Annotated in this window: 15 protein-coding genes and 4 tRNA genes; 17 read left to right on the forward strand and 2 right to left on the reverse strand. The window is 64.4% G+C overall.

Going from position 1 to position 18391, the window contains the following annotated elements; genetic code table 11:
- On the forward strand, window positions 1–566 hold a 566-nt coding region (locus tag Q0X68_RS08455; RefSeq protein ID WP_297750264.1), incomplete at its 5' end, for a DUF4132 domain-containing protein.
- 12 nt (window positions 567–578) lie between these two features.
- On the opposite strand, the gene Q0X68_RS08460 is transcribed toward Q0X68_RS08455, so the two are convergent.
- Complete coding sequence (locus Q0X68_RS08460; protein WP_297750267.1) at window positions 579–1460, reverse strand: exodeoxyribonuclease III; 882 nt, start codon at window positions 1458–1460, stop codon at window positions 579–581.
- 21 nt (window positions 1461–1481) lie between these two features.
- Window positions 1482–1973 carry a YajQ family cyclic di-GMP-binding protein gene (locus Q0X68_RS08465; protein ID WP_108870215.1) on the reverse strand — a complete coding sequence of 164 codons (492 nt, stop codon included), beginning with the start codon at window positions 1971–1973 and terminating at the stop codon, window positions 1482–1484.
- A gap of 120 nt (window positions 1974–2093) precedes the next feature.
- Between Q0X68_RS08465 and Q0X68_RS08470 the strand changes: the two genes are divergently transcribed.
- The 16 genes from Q0X68_RS08470 to pulA all read left to right on the forward strand — a co-directional run bounded on the left by Q0X68_RS08470 (window position 2094) and on the right by pulA (window position 18383).
- Window positions 2094–2177 (forward strand) — tRNA-Tyr (locus Q0X68_RS08470).
- A gap of 117 nt (window positions 2178–2294) precedes the next feature.
- A tRNA-Thr gene (locus tag Q0X68_RS08475) sits at window positions 2295–2366 on the forward strand.
- A gap of 28 nt (window positions 2367–2394) precedes the next feature.
- A tRNA-Met gene (locus Q0X68_RS08480) sits at window positions 2395–2470 on the forward strand.
- Window positions 2471–2519: 49 nt separating this feature from the next.
- Window positions 2520–2690: a 50S ribosomal protein L33 gene (rpmG, locus tag Q0X68_RS08485; RefSeq protein WP_108870213.1), complete on the forward strand. Its 171-nt coding sequence runs from the start codon at window positions 2520–2522 to the stop codon at window positions 2688–2690.
- A 71-nt stretch (window positions 2691–2761) separates the two neighbouring features.
- Window positions 2762–3184, forward strand: coding sequence for a MaoC family dehydratase N-terminal domain-containing protein (locus tag Q0X68_RS08490; RefSeq protein ID WP_297750273.1), 423 nt, complete (start codon window positions 2762–2764; stop codon window positions 3182–3184).
- Complete coding sequence (locus Q0X68_RS08495; protein WP_297750276.1) at window positions 3181–3576, forward strand: MaoC/PaaZ C-terminal domain-containing protein; 396 nt, start codon at window positions 3181–3183, stop codon at window positions 3574–3576. The genes Q0X68_RS08490 and Q0X68_RS08495 overlap by 4 nt, the downstream gene beginning before the upstream one ends.
- Before the next feature lie 7 nt (window positions 3577–3583).
- Window positions 3584–4654 carry a UDP-N-acetylmuramate dehydrogenase gene (locus tag Q0X68_RS08500; RefSeq protein ID WP_297750279.1) on the forward strand — a complete coding sequence of 357 codons (1071 nt, stop codon included), beginning with the start codon at window positions 3584–3586 and terminating at the stop codon, window positions 4652–4654.
- Between the two features lie 87 nt (window positions 4655–4741).
- On the forward strand, window positions 4742–5752 hold the full coding sequence (locus Q0X68_RS08505) for a glucosaminidase domain-containing protein (protein WP_297750282.1): 1011 nt from the start codon (window positions 4742–4744) through the stop codon (window positions 5750–5752).
- Window positions 5753–5812: 60 nt separating this feature from the next.
- On the forward strand, window positions 5813–7585 hold the full coding sequence (locus tag Q0X68_RS08510; RefSeq protein ID WP_297750284.1) for an ABC transporter ATP-binding protein: 1773 nt from the start codon (window positions 5813–5815) through the stop codon (window positions 7583–7585).
- Window positions 7582–9420: an ABC transporter ATP-binding protein gene (locus Q0X68_RS08515; RefSeq protein ID WP_297750287.1), complete on the forward strand. Its 1839-nt coding sequence runs from the start codon at window positions 7582–7584 to the stop codon at window positions 9418–9420. The genes Q0X68_RS08510 and Q0X68_RS08515 overlap by 4 nt, the downstream gene beginning before the upstream one ends.
- A gap of 116 nt (window positions 9421–9536) precedes the next feature.
- Window positions 9537–9609: transfer RNA gene (locus Q0X68_RS08520), tRNA-Trp, on the forward strand.
- Between the two features lie 79 nt (window positions 9610–9688).
- A complete protein-coding gene (gene secE, locus Q0X68_RS08525) occupies window positions 9689–10159 on the forward strand; it encodes a preprotein translocase subunit SecE (RefSeq protein ID WP_297750288.1) in 471 nt (156 codons plus the stop codon).
- A 143-nt stretch (window positions 10160–10302) separates the two neighbouring features.
- Window positions 10303–11019 (forward strand): transcription termination/antitermination protein NusG, encoded by a 717-nt coding sequence (nusG, locus tag Q0X68_RS08530; protein ID WP_366128059.1) that lies wholly within the window; start codon window positions 10303–10305, stop codon window positions 11017–11019.
- Between the two features lie 61 nt (window positions 11020–11080).
- On the forward strand, window positions 11081–11512 hold the full coding sequence (rplK, locus tag Q0X68_RS08535) for a 50S ribosomal protein L11 (protein WP_108870196.1): 432 nt from the start codon (window positions 11081–11083) through the stop codon (window positions 11510–11512).
- Between the two features lie 88 nt (window positions 11513–11600).
- Complete coding sequence (gene rplA, locus Q0X68_RS08540; protein ID WP_108870195.1) at window positions 11601–12299, forward strand: 50S ribosomal protein L1; 699 nt, start codon at window positions 11601–11603, stop codon at window positions 12297–12299.
- Between the two features lie 252 nt (window positions 12300–12551).
- Window positions 12552–18383 carry a pullulanase-type alpha-1,6-glucosidase gene (gene pulA / locus Q0X68_RS08545; protein ID WP_297750291.1) on the forward strand — a complete coding sequence of 1944 codons (5832 nt, stop codon included), beginning with the start codon at window positions 12552–12554 and terminating at the stop codon, window positions 18381–18383.
- Window positions 18384–18391: the final 8 nt, after the last annotated feature.

An 18391-nucleotide genomic window follows, 5' to 3' on the forward strand; every position in this document is an offset into this window, starting at 1 on the left:
ACATCGACGACGAACCCGTGTCGCTCGACGGGCGAACGCTCGGCATTGTGCACCCCGTCGATCTCTCCGACGACGAGATCTCCAGATGGAGCGAGGTACAGGCCGACTACGAGCTGGTCGAGGCGTTCCCGCAGCTCTCGCGCCAGCGGTTCGCGCTGCCTGAGGATCAGGGCGACGACCTCGCGCTGCACGGCGCGCCGACGGGCAAGGTCGAGGCGGGCCGGCTCATCGGGGCGTGCACCAAGTACGGGTGGCGCCGGGGTGCCGCGCTGGACTCGGGCGTATACTCGCTGTTCGGCCAGTACTTCGTCGCCGGCGACGTGACGGCCGTGATCGAGTTCGAGAACGGCATGTGGATGGGGCCGATCAGCGAGCAGGACGAGCAGACGATCACGTCGGTCTACCTGCTGCGCGGCGAGCGCGATCCGCAGGATCTCGACTACCGGGCGAACCCCGGCCGCAAGACGCCGACGTACCTCGGACCGATCGAGTACGTGCCGTGGTCCAAGGCGCCGCGGGCCGTCATCAGCGAAGTGCTGGCTACCCTTAACGCGATGGCGGGATGAGGCGCGGCCAGGTCAGAGGTCGTAGTCGACGATGACCGGCGCGTGGTCGCTCATGCGTGCGTCGTAGCTGGCTTCGCGGGCGGTGCGGGCAGCCGTCGCCACCTTCGCGAGGCCGGGGGAGGCCAGGTGGTAGTCGATGCGCCAGCCGGCGTCGTTGGTGAACGCCTGGCCGCGCCAGCTCCACCAGGAGTACGGCCCGTCGACGTTGCCTACGAGCTGGCGCTGCACGTCGACGAGTGTGCGTGGGCCCAGCACGGAGGCGATCCAGTCGCGTTCTTCTGGCAGGAAGCCCTCCGACTTCTGGTTGCCACGCCAGTTCTTGATGTCCAGCTCGCTGCGGGCGATGTTGAAGTCACCGACGATGAGGAACTCGCGGCCTTGTTGGGCGGCGTCGCGCCGAGACGCGGTGAGCTGCCGCGCCAGGCCGCGTAGGAAGCGCATCTTGAACTCGTACTTCGGCTCGTCCACGCCGTCGTACGGAAACGCCGAGCCCTTCGGCAGATACAGCGATGCCACGCGCAGTGGCGCGTCGGCGAGGTCGACCTCCAGATACCTGCCGTGCGTGGCGGCTGGCTGGAGGTCGCGCCCGCCGGTGGCCTCCGTCGGGATTACTCTGAGCTCACCACCTTCGACGACGTGGGCACTGCCACCATGAATGGTGCGCACGGCGGCGGGGGGCTGGCGGGTCAAGATGGCCACGCCGTTGCGCCCCGCCAGCTGGCCCAGTTCGAGCGTGGCGTGCCAGCCGTCGAACGCGTCGAGCGGCAGGTCGTTCGCCCGGCAGCGCACCTCCTGGAGGCACACGACGTCGGCGCCCTCCGACGCCCAAAACTCCTTGAAGCCGCGCTTCATCGTCGCGCGGATGCCGTTCACATTGTGGGTGCCGATTCGCATGGGGCGAGCTTACCGAGCGGCTCAGCGGTAGTTCACGAACTGGGTGGCGAAGTCGTAGTCCTGGTCGCGGATGAGTTTCTGCACGGCCTGGAGATCGTCGCGCTTCTTCGACGAGATGCGCAGCTCGTCGCCCTGAATCTGCGCCTTGACGCCCTTGGGCCCCTCGTCGCGGATCAGCTTGGAGATCTTCTTGGCGTTCTCCTGGGAGATGCCTTCCTCCATGTGGGCGCTGATCTTCCACACCTTGCCGGAGGCGCGCGGCTCGTCGTCTTTGAGGGCCTTGAGGCTCACGCCGCGGCGCGCCAGCTTCGACTGGAACACATCGAGCACGGCCTTGACGCGCTCTTCGGTGGAGGCTTCCATCTCGATGCCTTCGCCTGCCCACGCGATGGAGGCGCCGGTGTCGCGGAAGTCGAAGCGGGTGCGGACCTCCTTGGCGGCTTGGTTGATGGCGTTGTCGACTTCCTGGCGGTCGACCTTGCTCACGACGTCGAATGAACTCTCTGCTGCCATGGTTTCCTCCTGGTATGGGTGCCTCGGCCCAAGCCTACGCGTTTGGTGATGATCCGGACGCCTTCGTCGTTTTGCCGGGGCCATGACGCAAGTGCTAGCCTTGCGGGGCGCATTGCGCACGGCAGGTTGCCCGAGTGGCCAAAGGGAGCGGTCTGTAAAACCGTCGGTTCGCCTACGTTGGTTCGAATCCAACACCTGCCACCAGACCCCGAGTCGGATGGGCTCGGGGTCTTGCGCTTCGGGCGGCGGGAACGCATGGGTGAGCGGGTGCACGTCGATTTGGTGGTCGGCCGCTCGCTCGTGTAACTTTGACCCTCGCTAGCCCTCATAGCTCAGTGGTAGAGCGCATCCTTGGTAAGGATGAGGTCCGCAGTTCGACTCTGCGTGAGGGCTCGGTTCCTTCGGGCACGGGGGAACATCTGACGGGGTAGCTCAGTCGGTAGAGCAAGCGGCTCATAATCGCTGTGTCGCGGGTTCAAGTCCCGCTCTCGTCACCACAGCCGGCGAATACAACAAGCGCAGCACGCGCAGAGTCAAGGAGACATCATGGCCAAGAAGGGCGCGGACGTCCGTCCGAAGATCACGCTTGCCTGCACCGAGTGCAAGGAGCGCAACTACATCACCAAGAAGAACCGTCGCAACACGCCGGATCGCCTGGAAATGAAGAAGTTCTGCCCGCGCTGCAGGACGCACCAGGTGCACCGCGAAACCCGCTGACCAACGGTTCGCCGCGTACAAACGACCGCCTTCGTGCGGTCGTTTTGTCGTCTCCGCGCTAGCCTTGCCGCATGCCCATCACTGCAGAGCACGAAGGACTGACGCTCCCGAAGCCGCCGCCCTACGAGGTGAGCCGAGCGAAGATCGTCGAATTCGCCACCGCACTCGGCGACAACAACCCCGCCTACTTCGGTGAGCACCCCGTCGCTCCACCCACCTTCGCCGCCATCATCGCCGCGCAAGCATGGGATGTGCTGTTCGGCGACGATCGGTTCGGGCTGGCGCTCAACCGCACCATCCACGCCGACCAGCGCTTCGAGTTCCTGCGGCCGTTGCGCCCAGGCGACGTCGTCGACGCCGAATTGCGTATCGACAAGGTGCGGGGTCGTGGGCCCATCGACATGGTGACCGTCGCCGTCGAACTCACCGTCGACGGGGAAGCCTGCGCGGTGGCGCGCTCCACGCTGATGCACACCCGAGAGGAGACAGCATGAACGTCGGTGACTCCCGCGAGCTTCGCGTGCCCATCACCCGTCAGGGCGTGGTGCGGTACAGCGGCGCATCCACAGACTTCAACGAGATCCACTTCTCCGACCGCAAGGCGAAAGCGCTGGGGCTGCCCGGCGTGCTCGCGCACGGCATGTGGACGATGGGTGCCGGCCTGCGCGTCGTCACCGACTGGGTGGGCGATCCGTCGCGCATCACCAAGTACGCCGTGCGCTTCACGAAACCCGTCGTTGTGCCCGATACCGACGAGGGCACCGCGGTGCTCTACACCGCGACGGTGAAGAGCGTCGAAGACGGCCACGCCATGCTCACGCTCACCGCAACCTGCGGCGACGACGCCGTGCTTGGCGCCGCGACGGTGGAGGTGCGTCTTGACTGAGTGCGCCATGACGACGGTCTCCCGCGCTCCGCGACCCGTCGACGTCGACTCCAACCCGCTGCTCGCCGATCACACCACCCTGCGCGTGGGTGGACCGGCGCAGCGTTTCGTCGTCGCGAACACTCCCGACGACGTCGCGCACATCGTGGGCGAAGCCGACGAACAGGGCACTCCCGTGCTCGTCCTCGGCGGCGGCTCTAACGTGCTCGTCGCCGACGCTGGCTTCGACGGCGTCGTGGTGCGCATGGGCATCACCGGCGTGCGCGGCACGGTGTCCCAGTGCGGCGGGGCGGTGATCACCGTCGGAGCTGGTGAGGTCTGGGACGATTTCGTGACGTACGCGGTTACGCAGGAGTGGATCGGGCCCGAAGCACTGTCCGGCATCCCAGGCAGCGTGGGCGCGACGCCCATCCAAAACGTCGGCGCCTACGGCATCGAAGTGAGCCAGTTCATCTACTCCGTGCGCACCTGGGACCGCGAAACGAAGCAGTTCCGCACGTTCGCCGCCGCCGACTGCGAGTTCGGCTACCGAGATTCCGTGTTCAAGCGCAATCCCGGACGCTGGGTGGTCGTCGAAGTCACGTTCCAGTTCAAACTCGGCAACCTCTCAGCGCCCATTCTGTATCCAGAGCTGGCAAGGCATCTCGGAGTGGAGGCGGGGGATCGCGCCGACTCGGCGAAAGTGCGCGAGACGGTGCTCGCAATCCGCGCGGGCAAGGGGATGGTGCTCGATGACGCCGACCACGACACCTGGTCGGCCGGGAGCTTCTTCACCAACCCCATCCTCGACGCCGACGCCGCCGCGACGCTGCCTGACGACGCGCCTCGCTTTCCCACCGACGACGGGCGCACGAAAACCAGCGCCGCCTGGCTCATCCAGCATTCTGGGTTCGACAAGGGGTTCCGCATGGGCAACGCGGGGCTGTCGGCCAAACACGTCCTTGCGCTCACGAACAGGGGAGGCGCTACCGCGACGGAACTCGTCGCGCTGGCTAGCCATGTGCGCGACGGTGTCGAGGCTCGCACGGGGATTCGCCTCGAACCTGAAGTGAACCTCGTCGGCACAACCCTCAAGTAACACACCTCAACCTCAAGTTGAGACACTTCCGCCTAAGACGCCCACCCAACTAGCCTCGCCTTCGACTCATTGATCGGAGGAGAAAGCATGCGTGCGCTGCGAACCCTGTTGGCTTTGGCGGTGACGGCCGGGCTTGCGCTCACCGCCGTCGTGGCGCCCCCGGCGCATGCCAGCAGGCAAAGCAACTTCATCACGTCGCTTGTGAAGGCCGCGCAGGAGAACCAGCGGGCAACCGGGGTGCCGGCTTCCGTCGCCATCGGCATGGCCGCGCTCGAAACCGGGTGGGGTAGGTCGTCGATGGCGAAAGAGCCCGTGAACACCCTGTTCAATATCAAGTGCAGCAAGAAGAAGTCGCAGTTCCAGAAGGGCTGCAAGGATTTCTCCAGTTACGAGTACCGCAAGGACGGCACCCGCTACCTCATGGTCTCTAGCTTCCGCACGTACGCGAACACGGGCGATTCGATCAAGGACTTCGGCCAATTCCTGCGTTCGCTCAGCCGCTACCGCAAGGCCTTCGACTACCCGAATAACCCCGACCAGTTCGTGCGCGAGGTGCGCAAGGGTGGGTACGCGACGGATCCCCGCTATTCCGAACTCGTCATCAGCATCATGAAGTCGCACAACCTGTACCAGTACGACGTGGGCGGCGCATCCAAGCCCTCCCCCCAGCTGCCGGTTGCGACGCATGACTTCCTGCCGCAGACCTACGGCAACGTCAACACGAACGTCACCACCCTGCAGCGCCTGCTAAACGCCCGCATGGGCCGCAAGATCGTCGAAAACGGTAGCTACGGTTGGACGACGCAAGATGCCGTCGCTTACTACCAAGCCGACGTGATGAAGCTTAAGGAAATCAGTGGCGACGTGGACGCCGCCACGTGGAAGCACCTCGCCCCGACGTTGAGGCAAGGCGATCGCGGCCCGCTCGTCGTCGCGCTCCAGAAGGAGCTGCAGTACTCGGGGTATCGCGACATTCCCATCGATGGTGTGTTCGGCGAGAAGACGAAGCAAGCCGTGCTGGATTTCCAGCGCCGCCACAAGCTTCCGACTACTGGTGTTGTGGCGACGATGACCTGGGGCCGCATGCTTGGCATGTGAGCTGTCCACTAGAGGGATGGCTTTGCAGCCCGGACGCGAAGCTCAGTAGAGTTTGCTCATATGGGCAGCTCTGAGACGACACACCGCAAGGAGCGCTCGTCGCTCGTGATGTTGTGGCGCTACGCCCGCCCGGCATGGAAGAGCTTCGCGCTCATCCTGGTGCTGACCCCCATCGGCGTGCTCGTCTCGGTGGCCATTCCTCTGCTGCTGGGGCGCGCCGTCGACGGCCCCATCGCCAACCGTGACATCAGCGGCATCGTCTGGAGCGCGCTGTTCATTCTCCTGGCAGGCACCTTTGATGCAGGCGTCAACTGGCTGCGGCGCTGGATCATGTCGGATGTGACCAGCCACATCGAAGCATCGATGCGCTTCGATCTGTTCGACAAGCTACAGGCCCTCCAAATGGGCTTCCACAAGCGGTGGGAATCAGGCCAGCTGCTCAGCCGAATCATGAGCGATCTCGGTCTGCTGCGCCGGTTCATGTCGTTCGGTCTGCTCATGCTCATCCTCGACTCGCTGCGCATCATCGTCGTGCTCGCCATCATGGTGACGATGTATTGGCAGCTCGGCCTGATCGTGCTGGCGCTGATCGTTCCTGTCGTGTTCATCACGTGGAGGCTGGTGACGCGTTCTGCGCGCATCTCTCGCGAGGTACAAGACGCCACCGGCGACGTCGCGAGCCTCGCCGAAGAATCCCTGCACGGAGTGCGGGTGATCCGCTCATTCGGGCGCGTGCAGTACGCGTTCGACAAGTTCGACGACGGTGCGGTCAAGCTGCGAGAGCTCGGCGTGCGCCGGCAGAATGTGGCGTCGGTGCTGTGGACGCTGCTCGAAGTGTTCCCCAACGTGTTGCTGGTGCTCATCTCGGGCGGCGCCGCCTACGCCGCAGCCGCTGGGCTGCTCACGCTCGGCCAGGTGGTTGCGTTCGTCACGCTGCTGCTGTCGATTGCGTGGCCCATCGGAGGGCTGGGATTCCTCCTGAGCTTCGCGGGGGAAGCCGCGGCCGCAGCGGACCGCGTCGTGGAAGTGTTCGACGAGCCCATCACCATTCGTTCCGGCACCCGCACCATTGCCGAACCCCGCGGCAAGCTTGAGTTCCGCGACGTCGATTTCCAGTTCGACGACGCCTCCTTCTCGACGCTGCACGACCTCAACCTCGTGGTCGAGCCGGGGGAGACCATCGCGCTCGTCGGGGGCACCGGCTCCGGGAAATCTACCATCGTCGCACTCATCCCCAGGCTCCTCGACGTGACCGGCGGCAGCATCGAGCTCGACGGCGTAGATGTGCGTGACCTGGAGCTCACCCAGCTGCGCTCGCTCATCGGCACCGCGTTTGAAGACCCGATTCTGTTCTCGATGTCCGCCCGAGAGAATCTCACGCTCGGACGGCCGGAAGCCACCGACGAGGAAATCGAGGAGGCAGTGCGCGTCGCCAAGGCCGAGTTCGTCTACGACCTTCCTTGGGGCCTCGACACGCGCCTTGGTGAGCAAGGGCTCAGCCTGTCCGGCGGCCAGCGCCAGCGTCTCGCGCTCGCCCGCGCCATCTTGGTGAAGCCGAAGGTGCTCGTCCTCGACGACACCCTCTCCGCGTTGGACATTCATACGGAAGCCGAAGTGGAGGAAGCGCTGAAGCGCACCCTCGTCGGCGTGACGGGCATCGTCGTGGCGCACCGGGCATCGACGGTGCTGCTCGCAGACCGCGTCGCGATGCTCGTCGACGGGCGCATCGCGCACATCGGGCAGCACTCCGAGCTGCTCGCGAACGTTCCCGAATACCGAGAGCTGCTGTCTGCTGACTACCAGATCGAGCCGGGGCTGGGGGTGCAAGCATGAGCGACCAGCACCAGGCCGCCGCCGTCGACACAGAAGCGTGGCGCGGCAAGAAGGAAGAGATCGAGCAGGAACAAGACGCGACGATGGCCCTGCGCCCGGCGAGCCGCAAGTTGCTCGTCGAACTCATTGCGCCCTACAAGTGGGTGGGCGTGGGGCTGGCCATCGCGGTGATCGCCGAGTCGCTCGCGAGCCTCGCCATCCCATATTTCGTGCAGCAGGTGCTGGATGAGGGAATGCCGCAGCTCGCCGACGGCGACGGCTCCTTGCTGAATACATTGCTCATCGCGATGGCGATTGCTGTGGTGGTGCAGGTGATCGGCCGGGTGTGGTTCATCCGCGGTTCAGGTCGGGCCGGCAACGGGCTGCTACTCACTCTGCGGCGTCGCCTATTCAAGCAATTCCAGCGTCTCTCCATCGGGTTTCATGACAAGTACACCTCCGGGCGCGCGATTTCGCGTATGACTTCCGACGTGGAGGCCGTGCAGGAACTTGTCATGCACGGCCTGGACGTGATCGTCGCATCCTCGCTCACCATCATCGGCTCGACGGTGTTGCTGCTGTGGCTCGACTGGCGACTGGCGCTGGCAGCGTTTTGCACCTACCCGCTGCTGTTCGCACTGCTGGCGTGGTTTGCGCGCGCCTCGACCACGCGCTTTCGCGCCGTGCGCACCAAATCGGCCACCACGATTGTGCAGTTCGTGGAAACCATGACTGGCATTAAGGCCGTGCAGGCGTTTCGACGAGAGCCCCGGTCGCGAGCACAGTTCCAGCAGGTGGCGGGGGAGTACCGCGACACCAACATCAAGGCCATGCGCGTGTTCGCGATCGCCATGCCGGGGTTCCAGTTCGTCGGGCACCTCGGCACGGTCGTTGTGGTGCTCGTCGGCGGTTGGATGGTGATCCAGGGAGAACTCACCGTCGGCGTGATGGCAGCCTTCGTGCTGTACCTACGCATGTTCTACGACCCGATGCAAGACATCGGCCAGTTCGTGTCCGCGTTGCAGTCGGCCCTCACCGCGCTTGAGAAGATCGCCAGCGTCATGGCCGAGGAACCCGAAGTGGCGGACCCCGAGCAGCCCGTCCCCATGCCGAGCGCGAGTGGCGCCGTCGAGTTTCGGGACGTCCGGTTCGGCTACATCGATGAGAAGAAGGTGCTCCCCGGCCTCACCTTGGACATCCCTGCCGGACAATCCGTGGCGTTGGTGGGCACCACGGGTGCGGGCAAGACGACGATTGCGAAGCTGCTGGCGCGGTTCTACGACCCGCAGCAAGGCGCCGTCACGCTCGACGGCGTGGACCTGCGTGATCTCGACGACGACACGCTCCGCCAGCACGTCACGTTGCTCACGCAAGAAAACTTCATCTTCGGTGGCAGCATCGCGGACAACATCGAGTTCGGACGGCCTGGTGCGAGCCGCGAGGAGATTGAGCAGGCGGCTGCTGTCGTCGGTGCCGACGAGTTCATCCGCGCGATGCCCGACGGCTACGACACCGACACCGGGAAGCGGGGCTCGAGGCTCTCGGCAGGGCAGCGGCAGCTTGTCGCGTTCGCTCGCGTGGTGCTCGCGGACCCTGCCGTGCTGATTCTCGACGAGGCCACCAGCTCCCTGGACATCCCGAGCGAGCGATTGGTGCAGCGGGCGCTGGCGACGATCCTCGCAGATCGGACGGCCATCATCATCGCTCACCGGCTGTCCACCGTCGAGATCGCCGACCGCGTACTCGTACTGCAGCATGGCGAGGTGATTGAGGACGGCGCCCCGAACGATCTGGTTGCCGGCGGGGAGGGCGCGTACGCGGAGTTGCACCGCGCCTGGATGGCGTCGCTGGCGTGAGGGGTGGCGCCCGCATTCGGGTGTCGTTCGCACCGTCGGAGATTTACAGCTATAGTTGGACCTCGGCGATTCCGTCGCCGCCGCCCGGCTGTCCCCACACAGCCACGGTGGAGCCTAGGGTAGTAGCTCAACTGGCAGAGCAGCGGTCTCCAAAACCGCAGGTTGGGGGTTCGAGTCCCTCCTGCCCTGCGAGATGGATCGATATCCATCCGTTCGCCTTTCGGCACCAAGCCGCAGGGCATTTTGTTTGTTAGCGAAGGGACATCAAGTGAGCGACAAGTCGCCAGAGGAGACTCCTAGCGAGGCTTCGCTTGACGAGCCCACGCAGACCGGGGAACCCGACGTTGATACCTCCGCAGCCGACGACAAGCCGGCGGCTGACGACAAGGTGATTAACGACCTAGAGAAAGACCTCTCCGCCGACAATCAAGCGTCGTCGAAGCCCGTGAAGCGTCGCACCGCACAGGCCCCCGTGAAAAAGGGCACGGCGACCCGCAAACGCAAAGATGCCGAACGTGAGCATGACGACGTTGACCCGTACAAGGCGAAGAATCCAAAGCACTTCGTGCAGCAATCCGTCGGAGAGCTGAAGAAGGTTGTGTGGCCGACGTGGCCCGCAATGGTGGGCTATTTCGCGGCCGTCTTGGTGTTCGTGCTGTTCGTGATTCTCTACGTCACGGTGCTTGACGGAGCATTCGGCTGGAGCTTGCTACAGATCCTAGGGAGTAAGAACGCATGAGCGAGTACGACGATAACGCCGCAGACGCTGGCGAAATTGATGTTGAGCAGCTCAAGGCTGAAGCCCAGGCTGACGCAGATGCTGCCAGCGACGATTTCGACATCGTCTTCGAATCTGAAGCTGCAGAGTCTGACGAAGACTCGATGGATTCTGACGGCATCGATGTAGACCTCAACCTCGACGGTGATGACACCGACGACGCCGAAGACGAAGCCGACGACGTTGCTGACGCCGACGAGGCGCTCGAGATGGCTCTAGCTGAGCTCCGCGATGAGCTCGAAGGCAAGTTCGGCGACTGGTACGCCGTGCACACGTACTCCGGCATGGAGAAGCGTGTGAAGCAGAACATCGAGGCCCGCGCTGAATCCATGGCTGACAACGGTGGCGACGACGTGTACGAAGTCATCGTCCCCACCGAAGACGTGGTTGAAGTGCGCAACAACAACCGTAAGGTTGTCACGCGCAGCGTGCTGCCTGGCTACGTGTTTGTGCGCATGGACATGACCGACGAGTCCTGGGGCGTGGTGCACCACACGCCGTCCGTGACGGGCTTCGTCGGGGCAGGGCAAACTCCCGTGCCTCTGTCGGTGGACGAGGTGCTGAACATGCTTACTCCTTCTGTGAAGGCCCGCATCGCCGCTGAACAGGTTGGCGAGCAGGCGAAGCAGAAGAAGAAGGTCGAGGTCGTTGACTTCCAGGTCGGCGACTCCGTCATGGTGACCGATGGCCCCTTCAGTGGTGTGCATGCCACGATCACCGAGATCAACGCCAACACCAACAGGCTTCGGGCTCTCGTCGAGATCCTCGGCCGTGAGACCCCGGTTGATCTGGAGTTCCGCCAGGTCAGCAAGGTCGTCTAAAGTAGGGCGTTGCGCCGGAAACGCTCCGGCGCGTTAGCAACAACATAGGTAAGGACCCACCATGCCTCCCAAGAAGAAGGTATCGGCGATCGTCAAGATCGCCCTGCAGGCTGGCGCTGCCACGCCTGCCCCGCCGGTCGGTACCGCACTCGGTCCGCACGGCGTCAACATGATGGAATTCGTCAAGGCATACAACGCTGCGACGGAATCCCAGCGCGGCAACATCGTCCCCGTAGAAATCACCATCTACGAGGACCGCACGTTCACGTTCATCACGAAGACCCCGCCCGCCGCCGAGCTCATCAAGAAGGCTGCCGGCATTAGCAAGGGTTCCGGCAAGCCGCACACGGACAAGGTCGGCAAGATCACCAAGGACCAGGTCCGCGAGATCGCTCAGACCAAGTTGCCCGACCTCAACGCGAATGATGTCGACGCTGCTATGAAGATCGTCGAGGGTACCGCCCGCCAAATGGGCGTCTCCGTCGCCGACTGAACCCCACATCCTTCCTGGTAGGGGCGCTCCCCGCACCAGAACTGGTGGACCGGGATACGAACCCGGCTGATCTAAGAAAGAACCAGACATGAAGCACAGCAAGAACTACAAGGCGTCTGCGGAAACCCGCGACGTGAACCAGCACTACTCGCCCGAAGAAGGCATCAAGCTTGTCAAGGGCATGGCCAAGGCGAAGTTCGACGAGTCCATCGACGTTGCGATGCGTCTCGGTGTCGACCCGCGTAAGGCCGACCAGATGGTGCGCGGCACCGTCAACCTTCCCCACGGCACCGGCAAGACGGCTAGGGTCCTCGTCTTCGCCGCAGGTGAGCGTGCGGAAGCAGCGTTGGCGGCAGGTGCCGACGAAGTGGGCACCGACGAGCTCATCGCCAAGGTGGCCGACGGCTACCTCGACTTCGACGCCGTCGTCGCCACCCCCGACATGATGGGCAAGGTTGGTCGCCTTGGCCGCGTGCTCGGCCCCCGCGGCCTCATGCCGAACCCGAAGACCGGCACCGTCACCATGGACACCGGCAAGGCCGTCTCCGACATCAAGGGCGGCAAGATCGAGTTCCGCGTCGACCGCCACTCGAACCTGCAATTCATCATCGGTAAGGCGTCCTTCACCGAGCAGCAGCTGGTGGATAACTACTTCGCGGTGCTCGACGAGATCCTGCGTCTCAAGCCGGCTTCCTCGAAGGGTCGCTACATTCGCCGCATCGCGGTCTCGGCGACGATGAGCCCGTCGGTCAACCTCGACCTCGGCGCCACCAAGCCCGCATCCTGAGGCTCACACCGAACACTGTTGGTCCAGCGGCCCGGCATGCCACACGCATGCCGGGCCGCTGGCGTTTGTTGGTCGAGGGGGGCCGTCGGGGTGGAACGGTGTACCCACCGCGTGCATCTGGGTGCATGGCACGGGCCGAGGCGTGGCTGTAGGCACTTAGATTTCTCCAAGCCCCACGGTTGAGCCCACCGTCGACTAGTGTGCGGACTGTCCCGTACCCCTCAGTACCCACCCTCTGGATCGGAGTTTGCAGTGAAGCGTACCCTCGCCGCGCTGGTCACCACCGCGCTTGCCTTGAGTGCTGGCACCGCCCTCATGCATCCAAGCGTCTCCCGCGCTGAGGAGCGCAGCGTCACGCTTGTCGGCAGTCTGCAGGACGAGCTCGGCTGCTCGCAAGATTGGCAGCCGAGCTGTGCACGAACGAAGCTCGCCCTCGATGCTGATGGGTTGTACCGCGGCACCTTCGACGTGCCTGAGGGACAGTGGGAGTACAAGGTGGCGCTCGACGGTGCGTGGGACGAATCTCATCCCGCCGACAACCTGCCGCTCGTGCTGCAGGGCCCGGCGAAGCTGGAGTTCACGTTCGACGACGCTACCGACAGGGTCTCGGTGCGGCCAGCGAGCCTGGACGCGACGGCAGGCGACGAGGACCGGCGCCTCGCGCAGGATTCGCTTCGGCCATCCCTCACCGGGGAGCAGTTCTATTTCGTCCTTACCGACCGCTTCGCCAACGGCGACCCGTCCAATGACACCGGAGGGCTTACCTCAGGCCGGCTTCAGACAGGCTTCGATCCCACAGACAAGGGTTTCTACCACGGTGGTGACATCGCGGGCCTGCGGGACAAGCTCGACTACATCCAGGGCCTGGGCACCACCGCGATCTGGCTCACCCCGAGCTTCAAGAACCGCCCCGTCCAGGGTGCGGGCGACGATGCCAGCGCCGGCTATCACGGGTACTGGACCACCGATTTCACCCAGATCGATCCTCATCTGGGCACTAACGAGGAGATGCAGGCGCTGATCAAGGACGCCCACCAGCGCGGCATCAAGGTCTTCTTCGACATCATCACCAACCACACCGCCGATGTCATTGAGTACGAGGGTGGCAAGAACGACTACATCTCCAAGGAACAGAGCCCATACCAAGATGCCTCCGGCAAGGAGTTCGACGACGCGGAGCTGGCGGGCAAGGAGTTTCCGAAGCTCGACGAGAAGACATCATTTCCGTACGTGCCCACCTTCCGCACGGAGTCCGACCGCAACGTCAAGGTACCGAGCTGGCTCAATGATCCGACGATGTACCACAATCGGGGCGACTCGACGTGGGCTGGTGAGTCCAGCACCTACGGCGATTTCCATGGTTTGGATGATCTGTTCACCGAGCGCAGGGAAGTCGTCGACGGCATGATCGACATCTATCGGGCGTGGGCAGAGATGGGCATCGACGGATTCCGCATCGATACCGTCAAGCACGTCAACCTCGAGTTCTGGCAGGAGTTCAGCCCCCGTGTGCTGGAGGCTGCACGCAAGGGAAACAAGGACTTCTTCATGTTCGGCGAGGTCTTTGATGGCAATCCGGAGTATGTATCCACCTTCACCACGAAGGGGCGCCTACAATCCGTACTCGATTTCCCCTTCCAAGGCCGTGCGATCGACTACGCCGCAGGCAAAGCGACGACGGGTCTGCGCGAGCTGTTCCGCAGCGACGACCACTACACCGACAACGATTCGAACGCCTACCAGCTCGTGAAGTTCACCGGCAACCACGACATGGGGCGTGCTGCGATGATGCTCGCGGAGAAGGGATTCTCCGGCGATGATCTCCTGGCGCGTGTGAAGCTCAGCAACGAGCTGATGTTCCTCTCCCGCGGGCATGCTGTCGTGTACTACGGCGACGAGCAGGGCTTCATCGGCGCTGGCGGCGACAAGGATGCGCGCCAGGACATGTTCCAGACGAAGACTGCGCAGTACGCCAAGGAGGAAGTCCTGGGTGGTCAGGCTGGTGCGCGCGAGCGCTACGACACTAACCATCCGCTCTACCAGCAGATCGCACAGCTCGCCGCGCTGCGCAAAGCTCATCCCGCGCTTGTCGACGGGGCGCAGATCCACCGCTACGCGAGCGGGGAGGCTGGCGTCTACGCTTTCAGCCGCATCAAGGCGGGTGAGAACGTGGAGTATCTCGTCGTCGGTAACAACACCACCGAGCCCAAGTCGGTGCGTCTGCCCACCTACGGGGGCACCTTTGACGTGATCCACGGTGGCAAGGGTCAGCTCGCCGCAGGCCCCGACGGTCGCCTCGCAGTGACAGTGCCTGCGCTCAGCACGATGGTCCTGAAGGCCAAGGCTCCGGTCGCCGCAGGCAACGCTGCCCCACAGGTGAGCCTCACTCAGCCCTCGAGCGGTGCGACCGTCGGCGGGCGGGCCGAGATCGTCGCCGACGTGCAGGAGAACGCGCCTGTGCAGACGACGTTCGCCGTGCGTCCGCTGGGTACCACGAAGTGGCAGGTGCTCGGCACCGACGACAACGCTCCCTACCGCGTCTTCCACGACGTCACCGGCTACGCCAGGGGTACCGTGCTCGAGTATCGTGTCATCGCCAAGGACATTTCCGGCAACGTGTCCGTGAGCGCGAGTGCGGGCATTGTCGGTGAGGGGCCCAGCCCAGCTGGCGACGACAGCCCCGAGCCTGGCGGCCCGGTGACGCAGCCTGCTGCGGTGTCCGTCCCCGGCAGCCACAACTCGGAGATGGGTTGCAGCGACGACTGGGCGCCCGCCTGCGATCAGGCACAACTGAGCCTTGACGAGCATGATTCCATCTGGAAGGGCACCTTCGACTCGATTCCGCAGGGCTCGTACGAGTACAAGGCAGCAATCAATCGTTCGTGGGATGAGAACTACGGCGCCGCCGGCCAGCCCGCGGGAGCGAACATCACGTACGACGCACCCGGCAAGACGGTGAGGTTCTACTATGATCACGCCCGCCACTACGTCACCTCGGATGCCCAAGGGCCGATCATCACCGCTGCCGGCTCCATGCAGGAGGAACTGGGCTGCGCTAAGGACTGGGATCCGGCGTGCATGGCGCCGTGGCTGATCGATCCCGACGGTGACGGGGTCTACACATGGTCATCGACGGCGCTTCCAGCCGGCAACTACGAGATGAAGGTGGCACACGGTCTGTCGTGGGACGAGAACTATGGTGCGGGTGGCGCCGAGGGAGGAGACAATGTGGCGTTCGCTGTGCCGAAGTCGGGTACCAAGGTGACCATCAGCTACACGCTGGCCACCCACGAGATCCAGGTGAGCACATCCGAGGCCGGCGTTGCGCCGGATCTCAAGGCGGCCAAAGCTTACTGGCTCACTCCAGAGCTCATCGCCTGGCCGAATGAAGCAAACCCCTCTAAGGACCAGTTCCGGCTTGCTTGGGCCCACGACGGCGGGCTCGCCGTCGACGCCGAGGACATCGCCGGCGGCGACCAGACCACGCTCACGGTCGATCCGGCGGGGCTGCCTGACGCCGTAGTGACGCAGTATCCGCACCTGAAGGGCTACGTCGCGCTGCGCCTCGATCAGGCGAGCGCTGAGAAAGCCGCGGAGATCTTGCAAGGACAGGTGGCGGTCGGGCGCTTCGCCCCCGACGGGTCTGTGAAGGACGCGACGGGGGTGCAGATTGCGGGCGTGCTCGACACGCTCTATTCGAAGGCAGCCGACGTTACGCTGGGCGTCTCGCAGCCGAAGGATACCGTCGTGCGGCTGTGGGCGCCCACCGCGCACCAGGTGTCGCTGCTCGTCTGGCCCGAAGGACGTACTGATGCTGAGCCTGTCACCCAGGCGATGCAGTTCGACCAGAGTACCGGGGTGTGGGAGGCGAAGGGCAAGCCCGATTGGGGAGCATTCCAGTACCTGTTCGAGGTCACGGTGTTCGTTCCATCCACCGGCAAGGTGGAGCAGACGCGCGTCACGGACCCGTACTCCGTGGGCCTTACTCTCGACTCGAAGCGGTCGGTGAATGTCGACCTCACTGCGGCGAACTTCAAGCCTGAGGGTTGGGACACGTCGACGGGCCCGAAGCTCGCCAGTGCAGTGGATCAGAGCATTTACGAGCTGCATGTGCGGGACTTCTCCATCTCTGACGAGAGCCTCCCGGAGAAGCTCCGCGGCTCCTACCTGGCTTTCAGTGCCGACGGTGCCGGGCGCAGACATCTGACGGAACTGGCCAAGGCTGGGCTGAACACCGTGCATCTGCTTCCAACGTTCGACATCGCAACCATCGAGGAGGACCCGGCCGAGCAGACCGAGCCGGACTGTGATCTCGCCTCCTACGCTCCTGACAGTCAGGAGCAGCAGGCGTGCATAACGAAACAGTCGGACACGGATGCGTTCAACTGGGGCTACGACCCGTTTCATTACATGACTCCTGAGGGCTCCTACACCTCGACGCCCGAGAACGCCGAGGGTGGTCGTCGGAGTCTGGAGTTTCGTCAGATGGTCAAGGGGCTGCACGACATCGGGCTGCGCGTGGTGCTCGATCAGGTCTACAACCACACGGCGCAGTCGGGGATGGGGGAGAAGTCGGTGCTCGACAAGGTCGTGCCCGGTTACTACCACCGCCTCGACGCGAAGGGTGCGATCGAGACGTCCACCTGCTGTGAGAACGTCGCCACCGAGCACATGATGGCGCAGAAGCTCATGGTGGACTCGATTGTTGTGTGGGCACGCGACTACCGCGTCGACGGGTTCCGCTTCGACCTGATGGGGCATCACTCCACGCAGAACATGCGTGCAATCCGCCGCGCGCTCGATGAGCTTACGCCGGAGAAGGACGGCGTCGACGGCAAGGCGATCACGCTCTACGGCGAGGGCTGGGACTTCGGCGAGGTCTCCGGCAACGCCCGCTTCGAACAGGCCATCCAGGGGCAACTGGGCGGCACTGGCATCGGGACGTTCAACGACAGGCTCCGTGACGGCGTGCGCGGCGGCGGCCCATTCGACGACGACCCGCGCACCGAGCGAGGATTCGCGACGATGGGGGCCTCCGCCAACGACGTTGACCTCGTGCAGATCGGTCTCGCGGGCAACCTGCGGGATTTCACCCTGCGCAGTCAGCAGACCGGTGAGATCGTGAAGGGCTCGCAGATCGACTACAACGGCGCCCCGGCCGGCTATGCGGATGAGCCCGACGAAGTGGTCAACTACGTCGACGCGCACGACAATGAGACGCTCTTCGACACGATCACGCTCAAGGTGCCTGCGGGCACCCCGATGGAGGAGCGGGTGCGGCTGAACACGATGGCGCTGTCCACGGTGGCGCTCTCGCAGGGCGTGTCGTTCTGGCACGCTGGCTCAGACATGCTGCGCAGCAAGAGCCTGGACCGGGATTCGTACAACTCCGGAGACTGGTTCAACCTGCTGGACTTCACGATGCAGGACAACGGCTTCGGGCGAGGGCTACCTCCGGAGGGCAAGAACGGCGACAAGTGGGGCATCATGGCGCCGCTGCTGGCCGACCCGGACAACAAGCCGAGCCCGGAGCAGATTCGTGCCGCGTCCGCTTCGGCGCAGGATCTGCTGCGGCTGCGCGCGTCGACGCCACTGTTCCGGCTTGGCAGCGCCGACGCGATTCGCGAGAAGCTCATCTTCCCCGTCTCAGGCACCGAGGAGGGTTCAGACCAGGTGATCGTGATGCACATCGACGACACGCGCGGCAAGGACGCGGACCCAGAGCTCGACCAGCTCGTCGCGGTCTTCAACGCCTCCGGCAAAGCCATCGACCAGCGGGTGCCAGGGCTGGAGGGCGCGCAGTTCGTGCTGAGTGATGTCCAGGCTGGAGGCTCGGACGCGAGGGTGAAGCAAGCCACCTGGAATGCCCAGACCGCGACCGCACATGTGCCGGCGCACACCGTCGCGGTGTTCTGGCTGCCCCAGGGGGATCAGGGCCAGTCGTCACAGCCAACGCCCGCCCCGACCGATGGGCCGACAGCCAGCCCTACGGACGAGCCGACGGTGAGTCCCCAGCCCACCGCACGTCCCACGGATTGGCCGAGCGATAGGCCGAAGCCCGGCATGCCGAGAACGGGCTGCTGAGCGGGACT

It is taken from the genome of uncultured Tessaracoccus sp. (genome assembly GCF_947286155.1).
Lineage (GTDB): Bacteria > Actinomycetota > Actinomycetes > Propionibacteriales > Propionibacteriaceae > Arachnia.